Genomic DNA, 18,732 nt, shown 5'->3' with positions numbered 1-18,732 from the left:
TATTTGCAGTTGAATAACAATATCTTTGATGCCTTTTGCAACAACATCAATATATTGTTTGTTAAGATTTAAATAAATGTTTTATACATAATAAATGGAAGGAAATAAAAATTATACAGGACTTACAGACAGCCAGGTAAAAGAGAGCCGGCAAAAACACGGAGCAAATATACTTACTCCGCCCAAGAAAGAGCCTCTATGGAAACTCTTCCTCAAGAAGTTTGAAGATCCTATTATACGTATCCTGCTCATCGCGGCATTTTTATCGCTGGGAATATCTGTCATACACAACGAGTATATAGAGACTATCGGCATATTCTGTGCCATATTTCTGGCCACGGGTGTTGCTTTCTGGTTCGAGATGGATGCCAACAAGAAGTTTGACGTCCTCAATCAGGTAAACGACGAAGAGATGCTGATGGTCATTCGTAACGGCATAGTAACGCAGGTCGCTAAAAAGAATATTGTAGTCGGAGACATTGTCTTACTTGAGATAGGAAACGAGGTTCCCGCTGATGGAGAACTGCTTGACGCTGTCTCGATGCAGGTAGACGAATCGAGCCTGACAGGAGAACTCAGCATAGACAAGACAACCGATCCCGAACATTTCGAAGAGGGCGTCACCTACCCTTCCAACTGGGTGTACCGGGGAACGAAAGTAATCAACGGGCACGGTGTTTTTGAAGTAAGCAAAGTAGGTGATGCCACAGAATTCGGGAAGGTAGCCGAAAAAGCGACAGAGAAAGTCGAAGGGCAAACACCCCTTAACCGCCAACTGGATTCCCTTGCCAAATTCATTGGATTTGTAGGCCTTGTTCTCGCAGTGCTTACATTTTCGGTACTTGTAGCAAAAGACATATTTTTCAATCCTGCCGTTTCTGTTTCCTTAGATCAGCTTGCATTGCTGGGAGCTGCTATCTTAGGGGTTATCGTTGCCATGACAAAGGTATGGTTGCCCATTATTTACGATGGAATAGAACTGACCGGAAAAAAGGTAAAATTACCCAAAGCCGTCGCCGAAGGAAGTTGGCTTAGATGGTTACTGACAGGGGCATTAATTACTGTCATCATAGCAGCCAGCGGCTACCTGTTCGGCGTCGATCCATTAGACAGCGATTCGTGGGTAAACCTGCACATTGCGACCGAAATCCTGCAGGCATTTATGGTAGCTGTCACACTGGTTGTGGTAGCTGTGCCTGAAGGCTTGCCGATGAGCGTTACACTCAGTCTGGCACTGAGTATGCGCCGCATGCTGAAAATGAATAACCTTGTGCGTAAAATGCACGCTGTGGAAACCATGGGTGCCACTACTGTTATTTGTACCGATAAGACCGGGACTCTTACTCAGAATCAAATGCAGGTAGCCAGCACCAATTTTTACGGAGTACCGGAACAGCGTTTGACAGACAGTGAGATCAGCCGTCTGGTTATAGGTAATATATCAGTGAACTCCACAGCTTATCTCGATTTTTCCAATCCGGGCAAAACAGCGTCTTTAGGAAATCCTACAGAGGGTGCTCTATTATTATGGCTCAATAAAAGCAGAATACTATATAGCAATATCCGTAACAAAGAGCAGGTTATAGACCAGTTGCCATTTTCTACCGAACGAAAATTTATGGCAACACTGGTAAATTCGCCTAAACTGAGAGGGAAGATCCTATATGTGAAAGGGGCTCCGGAAGTGGTTTTATCAAAAAGTAAATCTGTAAGTACATCAGAAGGTCTTATCCCTACGGAAGGTTACAAACAAGTTATAGACAAACAACTATTGGAATATCAGGATCAGGCGATGCGCACGTTAGGATTCGCCTATAAATACATAGACGACACAGACATAAATACCCCTGTGGATAAATTAGCTGCTAATGACCTTATATTCTTGGGGATTGCAGGCATTTCCGATCCTGTACGCACAGACGTTCCCGACGCAGTACAGCAATGCCTGAACGCAGGAATAGGCGTAAAAATCGTCACCGGCGACACCTACGGGACAGCCAAAGAGATCGGCCGCCAGATAGGTATATGGAAAGATAAAGTAGATACGGACAGGAACATTATAGCAGGAACCGATTTTGAAGCTCTCTCTGATGAAGAGGCCTACAACAGGGTTAAAGACCTGAAGATCATGTGCCGAGCACGCCCTACCGATAAGCAGCGACTGGTACATCTGCTGAAGAAAAGGGGCGAAATTGTTGCTGTTACAGGAGACGGGACAAATGATGCTCCTGCCCTGAATTATGCAGATGTAGGCCTGTCTATGGGATCGGGTACTTCGGTCGCAAAAGAAGCCAGTGATATCACATTGCTCGACGACTCGTTCAGCAGCATCGCCACCGCCGTTATGTGGGGACGCTCGTTATACAAAAACATCCAGCGTTTCATCCTTTTCCAGATAACGATAAATGTAGCTGCCCTGCTAATTGTATTCTTAGGATCCATATTCGGACAGGAATTGCCACTGACAGTCACACAAATGCTTTGGGTAAACCTGATAATGGATACATTCGCAGCAGGCGCGCTGGCATCCCTACCACCCGATCCAAATGTGATGAACAGTAAGCCAAGAAAGAATTCGGACTTTATTATTACTCCGTCTATAGCGAGACATATACTCATTACCGGCATCCTGTTTGTTATCCTGCTGCTGGGAATGATGTACTATTTCGCCAACCCAGAGCATCTGAACTCATTTTTCAGCTATGTTGCAGAAGGAGACAGGGAAAGGTACTTCTTATCCTATTTCTTTACTGTATTTGTATTGTTGCAGTTCTGGAATATGTTCAATGCAAAAGCCTACGCAACAGGCAAATCAGCATTCGCAGGAATGAACAAAAGCGCAGGTTTTGAAATGGTTGCCCTGATTATACTGATAGGGCAAATACTTATTGTAACCTTCGGAGGTGATGTATTCCGCACTATGCCTCTTGAAATAAGAGATTGGGGGATAATAATCGGAGGTACGTCCGTTGTCCTGTGGATCGGAGAGATAACAAGATTGATAAGAAAGAAATAATCTAATAAACAAGGGCTTCTATTTGGAGAAGCCCTTGTTTGTTCAGTTTATTATTTAGCGTCTTTCTTGTTCGGGTCATAAACAGCTACAGCCACACGCGAATCGGCGCAGCCGTAATACAAGAACCATTTCTGGTTATGATAAACCAGTCCTTCTATAAATACTGTTCCGGCAGGGTATTGCCCACTTTTTTCAAAGTCTGCTTCCGGCACATAGAAAGGCTTATCCAGTTGGGCGATCAGCTTGGTAGGGTCTTTCAGATCGAACAAGGCTTGTCCTGCACAATATGAATTTGCCGTATATAATGTATCGCCCTCAACTCCTACAGCATTTTTACCGTTATAAAGAAGAAGAATACCCTTATCAGTTATTACTGCAGGAGGCCCGCACTCAGTCAATGAGCTGTCGAATTTACCCGGACGAGGTATGACAGGCTTAATAAATTCTCCGTTTTCATCCAATATCGGAGTCCAGTTGACAAGATCTTCGGAAGTCGCTACATTCACGAACTTCTCTCCCCAATACATCCAGTATTTACCATCAATCTTGGCTATTACCTGTTTTCCGTCTACCAGCTGGGTGATGACAGATGCCGATTTGGAGAAATCATCTTTGAAACGTCCGTCGTAGGCCTTTGCAAAAGCCGGGCCGTGTTTTTCCCATTTCTGCAAATCACGGGTAGTAGCTACGGCCAGACGCGCTTGCTTCCTGTTCCATTGGGTATATAACATTACATACAGGCCATCTTCAGTCATAGCAACGCGCGGGTCTTCACATCCTCCCGGCCATTCCAGTTCTTTCTGGCTGTCATTATCAGGGTAAAACACCGGAGTGGATTTCCGTTGAAAGTTCGACCCGTCTTCCGACCACGCATAACCCAACCGGGATGTACGTCCACCTATCCCTTCTCCCGATTTATCCTCAGCCCGGTAAAGCACAACAACTTTTCCGTCATTGATAGTAGCTGCCGGATTGAAGGTATCGTTCGATTCCCACGCCAGCGAATCTTTAGTTACCGGGCAATAGAACCGGGTTGTGGTATCAGGTGAGATTATTGGATTGATCCCATCCGGACGTTGGAAACCGGCCCAAGCCCAATCGGGAAAATCCGGAACCTTTTCTACCTGTTTCTTTTCATTACAAGATACTAATACTACAGCCATTAGAATCAGGCTTGCCTTAATGATACTTTTCTTCATTATCATTTACTTATTAATTGATAGCAATATTCAACTGCCTTTTTCACATCATCTGCTTTCTTAAAAGACAGGTTATTCTCTTTTATGTATGTTTTAATCTCCTCTTTGTCCTTCTTAAAGTTTTTGGCGAGGGCATCAAATGAGTCGAAGCGCTTAAACCTGTTCTTTTCTTTAAGATAATAGATGTTAGCCGGATCAACCTTTACCTTTTCAGCAGCTTTCAGGTCATATACTCCCCCCATCGACGACATTTGAGTAATATTATCGATACGTGCTGTTCCACGCGACGAACCGTAAGGCCCCTCTTTTTCGGAGATTACTTTTGATTTCCATCTGATATAGAAAGAGCCGTTATCTACATTGAGCCGTTCGTAGAACATCCCTTTGCTTATATGCTCAAATACACGGCTCCCAATAATTACATGAGAGACAATATCAGGTCTGGCAAGTTCATATATTGTCGAATCGGGGGCTATAAAAAGCATCTTCTCTATGATAGTCTCATAATTGAAATAACTTTCAGTTGCCTGGTTATCTTTCAGGTAAAGGATTTTCCCCCTCTCAAAGTGATCAAGAAGAAACCCTTTCTGTTCGTTATTCTGGCCAGCAACTGTCATAATAAGCAAACCGCTGAATAATATAAGTAAATACCTTTTCATAATATAGCATATTTAGGGATTAATTCCCATATTTACGGAAACGAAGGTGGATCTACCTTAGTACCCCATTGCAAATTTGGCTTAGCAGACGTATTATATTCCAACATAGCTCCATTCGATATATTGTCCCAGTCTATCCAGGTGCTTTCATAGGGTTTACCATTTACCTTCAAGGATTGGATATAGATATCCTTTTCAGAACCTCCTTTAATCATTAAATCTCCGTTCCTCATCTTAATCTTTATAGAGCTAAAGATTGGCGTATTTATTGAGAAACCGCCCACACCGGGTATTTCGGGGTATAACCCCATACAGGCAAATACATACCATGCACCCATTGTACCCAGATCGTCATTACCCGGAAGACCGTCTATGGCACTCGAATATTGTTCATTAAGCACCTTGTTGATTATTTTCTGGCATTTATCCGGCCGGCCAACCCAATTATATATCCACGGTATCTGAAAACTGGGTTCATTGCCCGCAGCAAACCAATCATCATTATAACTGGCATCGAGACGTCTGAAAAGATCATCGAGCCGGGCTTCTGCTTTCGCTTTACCTCCTATAATCTCAATCAATCCACCGATGTCATAAGGTACCATCCAGAAATAATTCTTGTAAGTCGATTCACGGAAGTCATCACCTAACGATTTCCACGATCCATCGGCATTACGAGACTGGAGCCATCCCGTTTCAGGATTGTAGAGATTTTTCCACGAGCGGGAAAAATGTTCGTAACGCCAGGCTACGAACTGGTCGTTGGCTGCATGTAATGCAAAGCGTGCTATTGCAAAATCGGCAGACGTATATTCGAGTTGTTCCGAAGCATTATAATATCCTTTCTCGAGGTACTGCTTTAATCCCGGACGAACTTCCACTTTCTGAGACATAGAGCCGGGTATTTCTGCTCCGTGCTGCATGATTTTCAATATGGGTTTAGGATTATAATTCCTTGCCCCGAATGCCCACGCATTGGCAATAAGTATCGGGGTAGGATCACCTTGCATAATACCTGTTTCGATATTTGCCATTACCCAACGTGGAAAACCTTCACCTCCCGTTTCTTCGGCAAAAAGCTGATGGGAGATCACCACATCCGAAGCAATATCAGGATCTAGTATCGTCAAGAGTTGTATCTGTGTGCGATAAGTGTCCCAGTTGCTGAAAGATGTATAATGTTTGGAACGGGTTTTGTGTACCTTGAAATCGGCTCCCATATATTCTCCGTTTACATCACTGCACACATTCGGATGAATCAGTACCCTGTACAGATGGGTATAGAATTGCGTGATACGGTCGGGATTTGTTCCCTCTACTTCTATACGCCCTAAGTAATCATTCCATTTAGCTTCCGCCTGATTTTTAACAGCGTCAAAATTCCATGCTGTATTTTCGGCACGCAGATTTTCCCTTGCGTTTTCTACCGACACGTAGGAAACGCCTACTTTATACTGGATTGTCTTGTTATTACTAACGTCGAAAGTAAAATAAACACCAGAATTCCTCCCTTCTGCAAAAGTCGATTTTTCTCTTATCCGGTCTTCTTTCCATGTACCTGTCTCAACAGCTTTAACATCGAATTCGGCTACGAAATAGACTTTATAAGGAGTAGGATATCCACAGAACTGACCTCCTTCAGCATAACCTTCACAAGTATTCGACCCGGTGATGACAACCGTTGCATTTTCAGTATTGGTAGCAGCTACTCCCGCACCGATAATTACCGTGCCTACATTCTGACCCTGCGGATATTCGTAACGAGCCATACCTGTACGTTCGGTTACGGTAAGTTCCGCCTTAATATCTTCCTGCACCATTGTCTGGTAGTAACCCGCGTGACCTTTTTCTTCTGTAAGGTTTACACGGTAGCTGATTATATCGAATGGCGACATTTCCAGTTTCCCTTTCACGGGAAAGGTAGGAAAATTGCCCATATGGTCGCACCCTCCGCCACTCAACTGGTTGATGACAAATCCCGATTGTTTTGAAAAGTAGGATGGGGTAAATTGTACCATACCAAACGGATAAGTAGCACCCGGATACATATAACCGGAAGCCCAGCCCACGCCTTTGGTGCCCATAAGCGTATTTACTTTTAGTGCATAGTCTGTTTCGACTGTTTGTGCTTTTACAACAAAAGGAACAATAACAAAGAACAGATAAATTAATATCTTATTATTCATATATATATATTTATATTATGGAATTACTTTGAAAGAGAGAACGGTGCAGCATCTTTTGTTGTACCTCTGTCCTTATTTGGCTGATTACTCATTTTGTATCTTATCATTCCGCCATTCACTATATCCTTATAGGTGATATAGTTTTTGGTTAATGGACTGCCGTTTAAAGAAACAGATTGTACATATACATTATCCTTGCTGTTGTTATTGGCTTCGACCACAAATTTTTTTCCGTCTTCCATGGTAATGGTCGCTTTTTTGAATAGCGGACTACCTAATACATACTGGTCGGTACCAGGGCAAACAGCATAAATACCTAAAGCACTCAGTATATACCATGAAGACATACCTCCCTGATCTTCGTCGCCCGGATAACCTTTTTCGGTATGGTTATACAAACGATCCATTATCTGACGCGCCCAGTATTGGGTTTTCCATGGTTGTCCTGCATACGAATACATATAGATCATATGCTGGATTGGTTGGTTACCCTGAGCATACTGTCCCATATTGGCCAGTTCCATCTCTTTCATTTCGTGGATAACACCACCATAAGTACCCGGTTTGATAACATTTGGTACCGTAAATACCGAGTCCATTTTGGTGGTCATTTTATCAGGGCCACCAAACAGGTCGATTAATCCCTGTACATCGTGAAAAACTGACCAGGTATAATGCCATGCATTGCCTTCACAGTAAGGGCCGCCCCATACAAAAGGATCGAACGGCTCCTGCCATTTACCGTCTATGCCTTTCCCTCTCATAAAGCCTACCGACGGATCGAACACATTACGGTAATTATACATTTGCCTTTCGAATACATCCATATAGAACTGATTGCCCGTCATACGAGCCAGTTCGTAACCGCACCAGTCGTCATAAGCATATTCCAGTGTTTGCGCAGTAGAACCCGACGATTCGGGATAAGGAACATAGCCCAACTGAAAATATTCTTTCCAGAAAATACGGCCGTTTGCACCGCCCCACGGGCCTTTATTCATAGCTTCGTGTGCATAGGCTTTTAAAGCGCGCTGCGGATCGAATGTACGGATGCCTTTTGCCCATGCATCTATAAGGAGTGAGATCGCATGATTACCGATCATACCGCCGGTCTCACCCGGTTGAGACCACGACGGTAACCAGCCACATTGGTCTTGCGCATCAAGTAATGCATTCATATATTGTCCCTGCATAGTAGGATGCAGTATATTCGACAAAGGGAACTGTGTGCGGAACGTATCCCAGAACCCGTTGTCGGTATACATATATCCATTATAGATTTTACCGTCATAAGGGCTGTAATAGTACGGTTCATTGTTTTCGTTGCGCTCGTAGAACTTACGGGAGAATAGGTTTGCACGAAAAAGACAAGAATAGAATGTCCTGATTTGATCATCAGTACCACCTTCTACGATTACCCTGTTTAGTAGCTTATTCCATGTTTCGGCACCGCGCGCTTTGGTTACTTCCAATGTTCTATCATTGCCCAGTTCGCGGTTAAGGGTAAGCAATGCCTGTTCAGGACTGATATAAGATGAGGCGGCTTTCGCCTGTACTTTCGTACCTTTTTTGAATTTAAGGTATGCACCTGCGCCTTTTCCTCCACGATGAAGTTCTCCTGCAAAAATCTCATTGTTCTGATTTTCCCATGTTCCGTAAGCTTCAAAAGGTTTATCGAACTGGACCACAAAATAATTACGGAAGTTACTCGAGTTATTCACAAAGCGCTGATTATTTACCCAGCCTGTAATCTGCCTTTTTACAGGATCGATTTTCACCTCGCTCATGTCCTTCAAGCCGTCGAGCACCATATAAGCGTCTCCTTTATTGGGAAAAGAAAAACGCAAATGTACGCCACGAGTCGTAGGCGCCATTTCGGCAGTGATGCCGTCGTCGAGCGTTACTTTATAATAATGCGGTTTGCCAGTTTCGTTCGCATGACTGAATTTTGCAGCCCTGTCGTCTTCGTTAACCACCAGTTTACCTATCATCGGCATGAATGAGTAAACGGCATAATCGCTCATCCACGGGCTGCACTGGTGAGCCTGTTGAAAACCACGTATTTTGTCGTCGGCATACATGTATTTGAATCCCTCGCCGTTCTTATTCGTCTGGGGAGCCCACGTGTGCATACCGTAAGGCATGGCAGTTGTAGGATACGTATTTCCATAGCTGAGCCCGAAGTTGGAATCGGTGCCCTGAAGGGTATTTACATATTGTACCAGATCTTTTAACTGGGCATTAATCCCTGTTGCTGATAAAAGGGAAATCAAAACGATCGACAAAACTTTCTTCATGGTGAATTTAAAGACGTATTATTTATTTTATGAATATTATCTTTTCTGCCCGTAAGTTATTCCCTGCCAGTCATCCGTACGGAAAGGTGATGCCGGAAGTCCGGCTCCGTTATACAGATTACATATAGGATTGTCAGCCCATGCGTAACGAACAGCTAACGGTAATTTTACATCCGGCGATGAGACAACGATTGTATTTCCTTCGATTACAGCATCTGCCCAATAAAATTTATGATCTGTTCCGGCAATAGTAAATCCTTTCAACTGTTCGCCGTCTTTGGCTTTTAATCCACCATCGGAATTTCTAAAAAATATCCTGATCTTATTATCTTCTATCTGGTAGAAATGATACATCAGGCCTGAATGAGGTATCTTTTCTCCATAAGTTTTAGCCCTTGCCTGCAAAGCGAGGCGTTTACCTACATCCAGTTTATTTTTAGGGTGAATATCATATGCATCGCCGATATCGATTGTTACGGCCATTCCTGTATTTTTCAGATGCTGGGCAGTCAGTGTCTGTGCTTCACGGAGTTCGGCCCATGTAGAATTTACAGGTTCTGTCTGTAGTGCGGTAAAAGCTGCCAATTGAACCATATAGAACGGGAAATCATATCCCCACCTGTTGCGCCAGTCTGTGATCATTAACGGCATCAATTCCCTGTATTGATAAGCCTGACCCGTATTACCCTCGCCCTGATACCAGATGGCTCCTTTGATAGAATATGGAATCAGCGGATTAAGCATAGCATTGAACAGGAAAGAAGGGATATTTGGCTCGGTAGTCATATTGACCGGCATACGAGGTATTTCTTTTATATTCAATGATACTTTGTATTTCCATGGTCCGGCTAATGCTAAACGGTCATTATCCGCTATTTGTAGATTAATACTTTCGGGACTGCCGAAAATGCCGCCGTTTCCTCCGGTATCCATCACACGGACAGAGATAATCGCTTTACCTTTCGTCACCAGTTCTTTTGGTATTTTATAAGAACGCTGGGCCATCCAGCCTTCGGTATGCCCGACCTGAATCCCATTGAAATAAGTAAAATCATTATCATCGATAGGCCCGAGGTTCAAAGTAAGTTCTTTCCCTTCCCATTTAGCCGGGATATCGATTGTCTTGCGGAACCATACTATACCGTTAAATCCTTTTAATCCTTGCTCCTGCATAATGCTGGGAATATTCATTTGCTCCCATCCGGAATCGTCATTTTGAATAGATGCCCAAACAGCCTGACCATTATTAAAACCTTTGTCTATTTTTTCAATATCTTTTTTCCACAATTCTACATTCTCATAAAATAGTTCTTCCCTTTCTTCCGGTGATTGAGGTATTTTTTTTATCGATGCTATTTCTTCTTTATAATCTGGCATTGTAGCTAATGCCTCCCCGCTTGTCCATGTTTCAATAATAGTACCTCCCCATGAGGTATTGATCAATCCGACAGGAACATTCTGATACTTATGTATATCACGTCCAAAGAAATAGCCTACGGCAGAGAAATCAGCTACGGTTTTTGAAGAGCATACCTGCCAGCCGTTACCAGCTACTTTTATATCTTCGAGTGGCTGAGGGCTTGTGGCTCTTTCCACTTGCAACAGGCGAATATTCGGATAGTTTTGCGCTTCCACAAGCTCCTGCTGGTAATTGGTCACTTTTCCCCATCCCTCCACCTGCATTTCCATATTCGACTGGCCGGAACATATCCATACTTCACCGATCAATACATTATTGAGTTTTACAGGCTTCCCGTCTGAAATGGTGATTGTATAAGGGCCACCTGCCGCAGGAGTCTCTACACTGATTTTCCAGTTACCTTGTGCATCGGCTGAAACCGTATATTTTTTATTATTCCAAGATGTGGTTATTTCAATATTCTTATTTGGATCAGATTTTCCCCATATAGGTGCATTCGTCTCTCTCTGCAAGATCATATTGTCTGAAAAGAGAGGAGATAGTTTTACCTGGGCTGTAATACCTGCAATTTGAAATAAAGAAGCGATAAATAATACAAAAAGTTTCTTCATCATAATTAGATTAATGGATTGATCAAAAAGATTATCATCCTAAAGGTAGGACGGATAACCATAGTTTTACCACTAAACAACCTTTTAAAAAATTAATCTTTCCGTATAAAAAGAAAACCCGGATTTGCATCTGTACAAATCCGGGTTCTATTCAATTAATTATTTTACATAGCAAAAGACAATCTTAATTTAAGTCCTACAGCCATTGGGACAACCCTTTCGGTCAGTTCCTGAGTAAAAGTATTGTTGCTATAACCTATAGAAGAATTTAAAATACTATTATTCAATGTTTTTATTCCGTCCTGAGTTTCAACCAATTTAGTAAAACTCCGGTCGTGTCCTCCTTTGACGATATCATTCAATCCATAATCGAAGTAAGCACCCGTGTATAAAGACATCTTATCGGTTAAGCCCCATTTCATTCCTAATTCGGCACTGAACAGGCAAACGACATTGAAATCAATATCCTCATCATTTTTATAATTGGCATAAGTACCAAAGCCCATGAACTCCTGGCTTTCACCCCAATTACCGGTATCATAGAAATAACCTTTGTTGATGATCTCCGATGCTGAAGATTTATATTTTCCGCTTACAGGGATTCCTATTTTAACGCCGGCAGACATAAACCATTTATTCTTTTCCCCATGCTGAAACTGTAGCATCAAAGGAATGTTGATATACATTGCCTCCTGTTTTTCTTTATAGCCTTTGACTGAAGAATAAAAGTCGTATAATTCCCCATCAGAAGTATCTGTCAAAAACCTTTGCACATCATTAAATGATTCCCTTTTCATCTCTGCACTATATAAGGAGAATTCCAGCCCTGTATTTATCCCCCAATTTTTTGCAAAAAAATAGGTATAGCCAATTCCGACATTGCCTCCTGCTTTGTTGCTTTTATCTCCGATTGCAGATTCGTAGGACAAGGTAGACAGTCCCCCGCCAACTGATACAGATAATTCATGTTTACTATCTTGCGCAAACACCATCGTAGCAGAAACAAACAAAATGAAAATTGCTCTCAGGCTTCTTAATATTATATTTCTCATTATTCCAATATTTTCTTTGTTCTTAATCCTTTCATTCTACTTAACCACTACCTTCAGTGTCTTCTCAAAATCGCCGTTTGTCTTGAACTTGAGCATATATGTACCAATACCTGAAGGCATGGTCAGAGTCGTGGAAGCCCCTTGTACTTTGGCTGTGCTTACTTTATTTCCTGAAATATTATATACCTCCACAAATGCCCCGGCAAGTAATTCCTCTTCAAGGTCCGCTTCTACAGTGACAGCTTCATTCAATCTTACAGGATTGGGATAAACCTGCACATCCATCTTTTTAAGGGTTATCTGTTTAGCTTCGCTCCGCATTGCTCCATCATCTGTATTTATTACAACATGATATGTAGCATTCTGGTCAAGAAGATTGTCTTTCTTTGATCCGGCAGAATAGGTCTGCTTTGTCTCTCCACTCATCGGACTATCGTTCTTATACCACTGATATCCGGTCACGTCATAACTTTCCAGTTTATTCAAGTAAAGCATCAGGGTATTATTCCATTTCACTTTTACAAGGTCTTCGAACGGATACCGGCGGCTTAATACAAGCTTATAGTCTTTTTCATTTTTCTCATCTTCTGATATTACTGTCAGATTGTAAACTGTCAGACCTGATTCTTCCACTTTGGCCTCCATTGTATATCTGTTTACACCCGGACTTTCTTCCGTAACGATAAATTTAATGTCATCGCTTTTAATATTACCATAATCTTTAGCTTTGAAATCGATAGCAACCGGACTTGAAGCTATGGAAGGTATATCAATAAAAATAACGTCTTCTATGCTTCCTATAGGATTATCATTCATCGCCACCAGTTCCAGCTCTGCCGTAGATTCTTTCTCATATTCAAATTTACCGAACATCTGCCATTCAGCTATTTGTAGAGCCGAACCGCCTTTAGATGCCAGTATATCGAGACGGAAGTGCGTGAATTCCCCATCGACAGGGACAATGTAGCTTACAGTTTGTGAACGTTCTTTAAATTCAGCATAATAGCGTTCATCAATTACAGTCCAGTTTTCTCCATCATCAGAAGCCAATAGCTTCCAATGCAAAGGGTCTTTATCCGGATCGTCTTCAGCAGAGGTAATTGTATAACGTCTTAAATTGACAGGAGTAAGCGATTCATATTGAATCCATGCTGAACCGGATGGGGCAGTGTAAATTGTTTTCTCGTCATTGTCAGTCGCTCTCGTGCTACCGTCTTCATATTGTGCAGTAAGGGTTCCTTTATTATCAGTAGCATCGAGATTAGAAATACTCAATTTATCACGCCAATTCTCTATACGGAAAAAGTAAGGACGATACTCATCGGCACATCCAGGGACATCGTACCATGAGAGTGGTGGCAAGCCTTGTTCTGCCCTTGCATTATCATCGTAATTTTTACTTATTGAGAAAAGTAATTCCCCATTCTTTGAAAACTGATGATGTATTCCGGGTAAAGAAGGTACATAACCGTCAGATATTTCATCGGGCAGTTTTCCTACCATCCTTTCGTTCCTGAAAGGCCCATACGGGGTATCAGCGTCGTAGATGAATAGTTCGCGGCCAAAACAGTTTGGAATCCCGAAAGCATAATATTTTCCGGCGTCTTTAAACACAAACATAAGTTTGTCTGTCGATACTATTTTTTCTACCTGGGTTCCATTCTCTTCTACTATTTCCACTTTTCTGATAAAGGCATTAGCCCACTTATCAGCATCGTTATGCCATTCTGGATCAGCAGACCACTGCTTTGTTTCAGCATTGTAATATTCCCATTCTCCGGTAAGATCTCCATCCTTTACACGGGCTACTACCGCATTTGCCTGACAAATACCCGGAACGCCTGCCGAACTATATACATACACTGTGCCATCATCATCTTTGAACACCTGCCCTGAATATCCCAGGCTATATGTATCGTTACCCTTCTCAATATATACTGTCCGGTGTTTATATTTTTCAACTTTTTGCAGCTTCAGGTCGGGTAAAGAGAATACAGCGACATCGGTACCTATCCCTCTCATTCCCCACATGCCTTCTCCCGCAGCTTCCATGCGGCTAAGTACCATTTGCAATTCGGGTACTCCATTACGGTAATAAACCGCACTTCCGTTGGGCCAATACCACTCTTTATGTTTATCTAAAGCATTACCTGCATCGTCGGTAGGTATAACCGCTTCCTTTATATTCCCCGGTGTACCTTCATTTATTAGTTTAAAAGCGCTAAAGTCTTCTCCATCCTGCAAAATAATGAAATTCCGCTCGAACTGGGCTTCCTGGGTTGATCTTGCTCTGTCAGACGTTACTATACCTGTGTGAGAGTCACCCCAAACCCAGATGCTGCGGCCATCATTCAATAGAGAGGATATTCCTATATCACCACCATTCCAACCGTACCAGCGGGTAAAGAATCCATCGTAATCTTTATCTGAGTAAAATTTCACATTTTCATTCCAGCCGTTATTTGCCAAAAGCTGCCAGTCATATTCTTTTTTCATCGGGAACTGCGCCCCCTGTGTAATAGTTATTGTCCGTTGCTCATCAATATATTTACCATTGCCAACAGGATTTTCACCGTTTCCGTTAGTTCCGACTACATACCTGAGGTTAAAATCTCCTGTTTTATCATCTGTATAAATACGGAATGTAAATGAGAAGTTTTCACACTTGACTTCACTCGAATTAATCAATTCAAGATCATCTATTGAACGACCTCCCCACCAAAAATATCCTTCGGGAGCCGTAAAGCTCTCCTCTAAACGCGCAGTATAATATTGGTCATAGCTAAGACGCCCGCTAATATTATTATACCCTGCAGGAAAAGCCACCACATAATCAGTATAATCCTGTACACGCCATCCTTTAGGCAAAAGTGCGCCAAAGTAGCCTCTCCCCTCTGTTTTGATGCTAACGTCGGGTTCACAAACAAATTTCACATCAAAGTAACTATTCGTTTCTGCTGTCGCAGGGTGATCCAGTGACTTGAGCTTGAAACAACTATATAGAGCAATCGAAATCAGGAATAATGATAATGGTAAAATACGCAACCATTTTGAAGCCCTGATAGAAAAGTAAATTTTTTCCATGTATAATAAGGTTAAATAATTAAACTTCGTATCCGAGTATAAACACTATTTTATCCGGAGAGTATTACTTACCGGGATTACTACCGATAAGTAATAGTCTCTGAATATTTACCATCAGAACGATACCTGAACACCGAAATTGATCACACGCTGATTCATATACGCATCACCGGCCGAATTCGACTCTATTTCAGGATCTTGCTGATATTTATCGAAATTTGTCCATGTAAACAAGTTATAAGCATTCATGTATAATCTCGCGTTGTCTATTCCTTTAGGTAATATCTTTGCTGGAAGCTGATAGCTCAGGTCGATTGTTTTCAACCGGACATACATAGCGTTCACCAGCCAGAAATCCGACATATACGTTTCGCTACTGCTTACGGTAGAAGGATTTGTTGTCAGGCGTGGAAAATCTATTTTTTCACCGTTATCGACTCTCTCTTGCGTCCAGCGTTTGAGGTGAACCGGCTGGAACTGGCTTTTGAACGACTCGATACCTGTACCTGTAATACTGAAACTATAATCGAAAGATCCCTGGAATAATACACTGAGTGTTATACCTTTGTATGAACCACCTATAGTCCACCCTAACGTTGTAGTAGGAAGATTTGGTTTTCCGATAGGCCCTTTATCAAAATCATCTATTACTCCGTCTCCATTCAGGTCTCTATACTTGAGGTCTCCCGCAACCACCGGCACATTTGGTACTGCTACTTTCTTATCAGGATTACCTGCGTTGATAATATCAATATCTTCTTTAGTATAATAACCATCCCAGGTATATCCGAATGGTTGTCCTATCGGTTTACCGGTCTTTGCCAGCCATGGATATCTTTGTTGAGCTTCGGCCTGATAGATAATCTTATTCTTTGCATAAGAAAATACAAAATTAGTATTGAATCCGAAATCACCGAATTTGTCATTAAATGCAATCTGCCCGTCAAATCCCCAGTTTTCTGTTTCACCCAGATTTTCCCTTGGCAGATCTCCGCCAATGATCAAAGGAATACTCTCTCTTTGCACCAACTGGTCGTAACGGTAATCATAGAAATAATCGACAGTGAAAGATAATTTATTGAATAAGTTCGCATCGATACCGACATCAAACTTTCGGGCTTTTTCCCAGGTCACATTCGGATTGGCCAGATTGCCTTCCTTATAGGAAGTCCACTTAGTTTCGGCTTTATCTCCAAAATAGTATCCGTCTCCTTCTTTGTATATCTGCCGATAGAGGTAACGGTCGCCAGGGGTAACATCCGAGCCGACCAAACCGAAAGATCCTCTGACTTTAAGTAACTGCACATTCGGAAATTTTTCCTGGAAGAAAGGCTCTTCAGCAATATTATATCCGACACCCACAGCGGGGAACCATCCATAACGGTTATCTTTTCCGAAACGGTCTGTACCATTATAGGCTACATTAAAGTCTAATAAATATTTATTTTTATAGTTATAATTGACAGTTCCGGTAAATCCTTCAAAGTTTTCGGGAACACTGGCCGATGCCAGACCGTCTTTGTCAACAGTACGGCTTTGCCTGTTATAGACAAACATTGCTTTCAGATTATGATCTTCTTTTATTACTTTTTCGTAATTTATGAAACCCTGTATATTCAAATCTTTTATAGATTTCTCGGCATCTCCCAGCAATTCATACGGATCGTAGTTATATTTACCCTTAGGACTTAAAGAATATGAGTTACTTTTTGAATCGTAATGATAGGTAGGATACCAGCTCTTATCCCGGAATACACGCCTGCTATTCTCATCGATACTGGAATATGCAATACGTGCCGAAGCCGATAACCCGTCTGTTATAAAATCGAGTTTCTGAGTCGCTCCAAATAAAATATTCGAATCGTATCTCCTTGTTCTCTTATAGCCCTCATTTGCCAAACGGGCATTCAATGTCGGGTCCATATCATCGGTTCCGTAATGATAAGCATAACTCCCATCAGGATTCATAAATGGAGCCGAATAAGGTCTCATTTTAGAAAAATTGTAAATCTCGCCTGTTGTATTGTAACTGCTGGGTTCGTTGATATTCATAAAACGGGAAGTCATATCCAAACGCAGGTTCGTTGTATTTGTCACATCAAAGTCAAGATTAGTACGATAGTTGAACCTTCTGTAAAAATAGTTGGTATTCACTTCATTGAACGGGTCTTCAAAATTCTTGATAAGGCCATTCTGAGAGAACATTCCCCCGGTAACAAAATATCTTAATTTCTTTGTTCCTCCCGATACATCTATATTTGCATTCGACTGAGAGGCCGTACTTTTATAGATTGCGTCATACCAATTCACATCCGGATGTCCGTAAGGGTCTTCTCCTGTTTTAAAAAGTCTTATATCTTCATCGGAAAACGGTCTTTGACTCATTAAACCATCATTTTCATAAGCCTCGTTCACTAACTGAGCAGCCTGATATGAGTTCAGAAATTTCGGTGTACGTACAGGCATTGTAATTCCTGTTTCCAGTCGCACATTAATCGTGGGCTTACCTTCCGAACCTCTCCGTGTTCTTACCACTAAAACACCGTTTGCTCCTTTTATACCATATATTGCTGTGGTGGAAGCGTCTTTAAGGAGTGATATACTTTCTATTTCGTTGACATTGATCTGTTGCAGCTGATCGTAAGTGTATTGCACGTCATCAACAATAATCAGTGGTTTATTTCCATCTGTATTCAAAGAGCTTACCCCACGGATATAAAAATCGGACGCATCTTTTCCCGGCTGTCCTGAGCGCTGCTGGGCAAAAAATCCCGGCAATTTCCCGTAAAGGGCGTTCTGCACACTCGAAGTAGGTATAGTCCTGATTTCCCTTGCCGAGATAGCACTGACAGCACCTGTCATTGTAATACGTTTCGCCTTACCATAGGCCACAACCACAACCTCGTCCAGGTTAGTCTGGTCTTCTTCCATCACTACATCTATTACTCTCTGCCCCTGAATGTTTTTTGTCACTTTTTTGAAGCTTATCAGAGAGAACACGAGTTTATCCGACGGCTTTACTGTAAGTTCATAATTACCGTCTACATCGGTCATTGTGCCGTTAGTGGTTCCTTCAACAACAACGCTCACCCCAACTAGCAACTCACCGGTAGTTGATGATACTTTACCTCTCACCTGAAACTGTTGCTGAGCAAAAGCGAAAGTAAAGAACTGGATACTTATTATAAATAATATTAATCTTTTCATA

Annotated in this window: 9 protein-coding genes; 1 reads left to right on the top strand and 8 read right to left on the bottom strand. The window is 42.0% G+C overall.

Annotated features, from left to right (window positions below):
* The first annotated feature begins 94 nt into the window (after positions 1–94).
* Positions 95–3,016, top strand: coding sequence for a calcium-translocating P-type ATPase, PMCA-type (locus GGR21_RS01095; RefSeq protein WP_183305292.1), 2,922 nt, complete (start codon positions 95–97; stop codon positions 3,014–3,016).
* Positions 3,017–3,066: 50 nt separating this feature from the next.
* Here GGR21_RS01095 and GGR21_RS01090 read toward each other — a convergent pair whose 3' ends face one another.
* The 8 genes from GGR21_RS01090 to GGR21_RS01055 all read right to left on the bottom strand — a co-directional run bounded on the left by GGR21_RS01090 (position 3,067) and on the right by GGR21_RS01055 (position 18,731).
* Complete coding sequence (locus GGR21_RS01090; protein WP_183305291.1) at positions 3,067–4,215, bottom strand: glycoside hydrolase family 130 protein; 1,149 nt, start codon at positions 4,213–4,215, stop codon at positions 3,067–3,069.
* A 2-nt stretch (positions 4,216–4,217) separates the two neighbouring features.
* A complete protein-coding gene (locus tag GGR21_RS01085; RefSeq protein WP_183305290.1) occupies positions 4,218–4,874 on the bottom strand; it encodes a hypothetical protein in 657 nt (218 codons plus the stop codon).
* A 32-nt stretch (positions 4,875–4,906) separates the two neighbouring features.
* The gene (locus GGR21_RS01080; RefSeq protein ID WP_183305289.1) at positions 4,907–7,060 is read right to left on the bottom strand and encodes a GH92 family glycosyl hydrolase; all 2,154 of its coding nucleotides are present in this window, start codon (positions 7,058–7,060) and stop codon (positions 4,907–4,909) included.
* A 23-nt stretch (positions 7,061–7,083) separates the two neighbouring features.
* Positions 7,084–9,357 carry a GH92 family glycosyl hydrolase gene (locus GGR21_RS01075; protein WP_183305288.1) on the bottom strand — a complete coding sequence of 758 codons (2,274 nt, stop codon included), beginning with the start codon at positions 9,355–9,357 and terminating at the stop codon, positions 7,084–7,086.
* A 36-nt stretch (positions 9,358–9,393) separates the two neighbouring features.
* The gene (locus GGR21_RS01070; protein WP_183305470.1) at positions 9,394–11,388 is read right to left on the bottom strand and encodes a sialate O-acetylesterase; all 1,995 of its coding nucleotides are present in this window, start codon (positions 11,386–11,388) and stop codon (positions 9,394–9,396) included.
* Positions 11,389–11,552: 164 nt separating this feature from the next.
* Entirely contained in the window at positions 11,553–12,440 is an 888-nt protein-coding gene (locus GGR21_RS01065; RefSeq protein ID WP_183305287.1) for a porin family protein, read from the bottom strand.
* 36 nt (positions 12,441–12,476) lie between these two features.
* Positions 12,477–15,524: a DUF5005 domain-containing protein gene (locus GGR21_RS01060; protein ID WP_183305286.1), complete on the bottom strand. Its 3,048-nt coding sequence runs from the start codon at positions 15,522–15,524 to the stop codon at positions 12,477–12,479.
* A gap of 114 nt (positions 15,525–15,638) precedes the next feature.
* Positions 15,639–18,731, bottom strand: coding sequence for a SusC/RagA family TonB-linked outer membrane protein (locus GGR21_RS01055; RefSeq protein ID WP_183305285.1), 3,093 nt, complete (start codon positions 18,729–18,731; stop codon positions 15,639–15,641).
* Position 18,732 lies beyond the last annotated feature (1 nt).

The sequence above is a fragment of the Dysgonomonas hofstadii genome (genome assembly GCF_014196915.1).
Classification (GTDB): domain Bacteria; phylum Bacteroidota; class Bacteroidia; order Bacteroidales; family Dysgonomonadaceae; genus Dysgonomonas; species Dysgonomonas hofstadii.
This window is presented reverse-complemented; position numbering and strand designations above follow the sequence as displayed.

Coding starts and splice junctions, on each gene's coding strand:
- GGR21_RS01095 (WP_183305292.1), top strand. CDS start 95: ATGGAAGGAAATAAAAATTATACAGGACTTACAGACAGCCAGGTAAAA.
- GGR21_RS01090 (WP_183305291.1), bottom strand. CDS start 4,215: ATGAAGAAAAGTATCATTAAGGCAAGCCTGATTCTAATGGCTGTAGTA.
- GGR21_RS01085 (WP_183305290.1), bottom strand. CDS start 4,874: ATGAAAAGGTATTTACTTATATTATTCAGCGGTTTGCTTATTATGACA.
- GGR21_RS01080 (WP_183305289.1), bottom strand. CDS start 7,060: ATGAATAATAAGATATTAATTTATCTGTTCTTTGTTATTGTTCCTTTT.
- GGR21_RS01075 (WP_183305288.1), bottom strand. CDS start 9,357: ATGAAGAAAGTTTTGTCGATCGTTTTGATTTCCCTTTTATCAGCAACA.
- GGR21_RS01070 (WP_183305470.1), bottom strand. CDS start 11,388: ATGAAGAAACTTTTTGTATTATTTATCGCTTCTTTATTTCAAATTGCA.
- GGR21_RS01065 (WP_183305287.1), bottom strand. CDS start 12,440: ATGAGAAATATAATATTAAGAAGCCTGAGAGCAATTTTCATTTTGTTT.
- GGR21_RS01060 (WP_183305286.1), bottom strand. CDS start 15,524: ATGGAAAAAATTTACTTTTCTATCAGGGCTTCAAAATGGTTGCGTATT.
- GGR21_RS01055 (WP_183305285.1), bottom strand. CDS start 18,731: ATGAAAAGATTAATATTATTTATAATAAGTATCCAGTTCTTTACTTTC.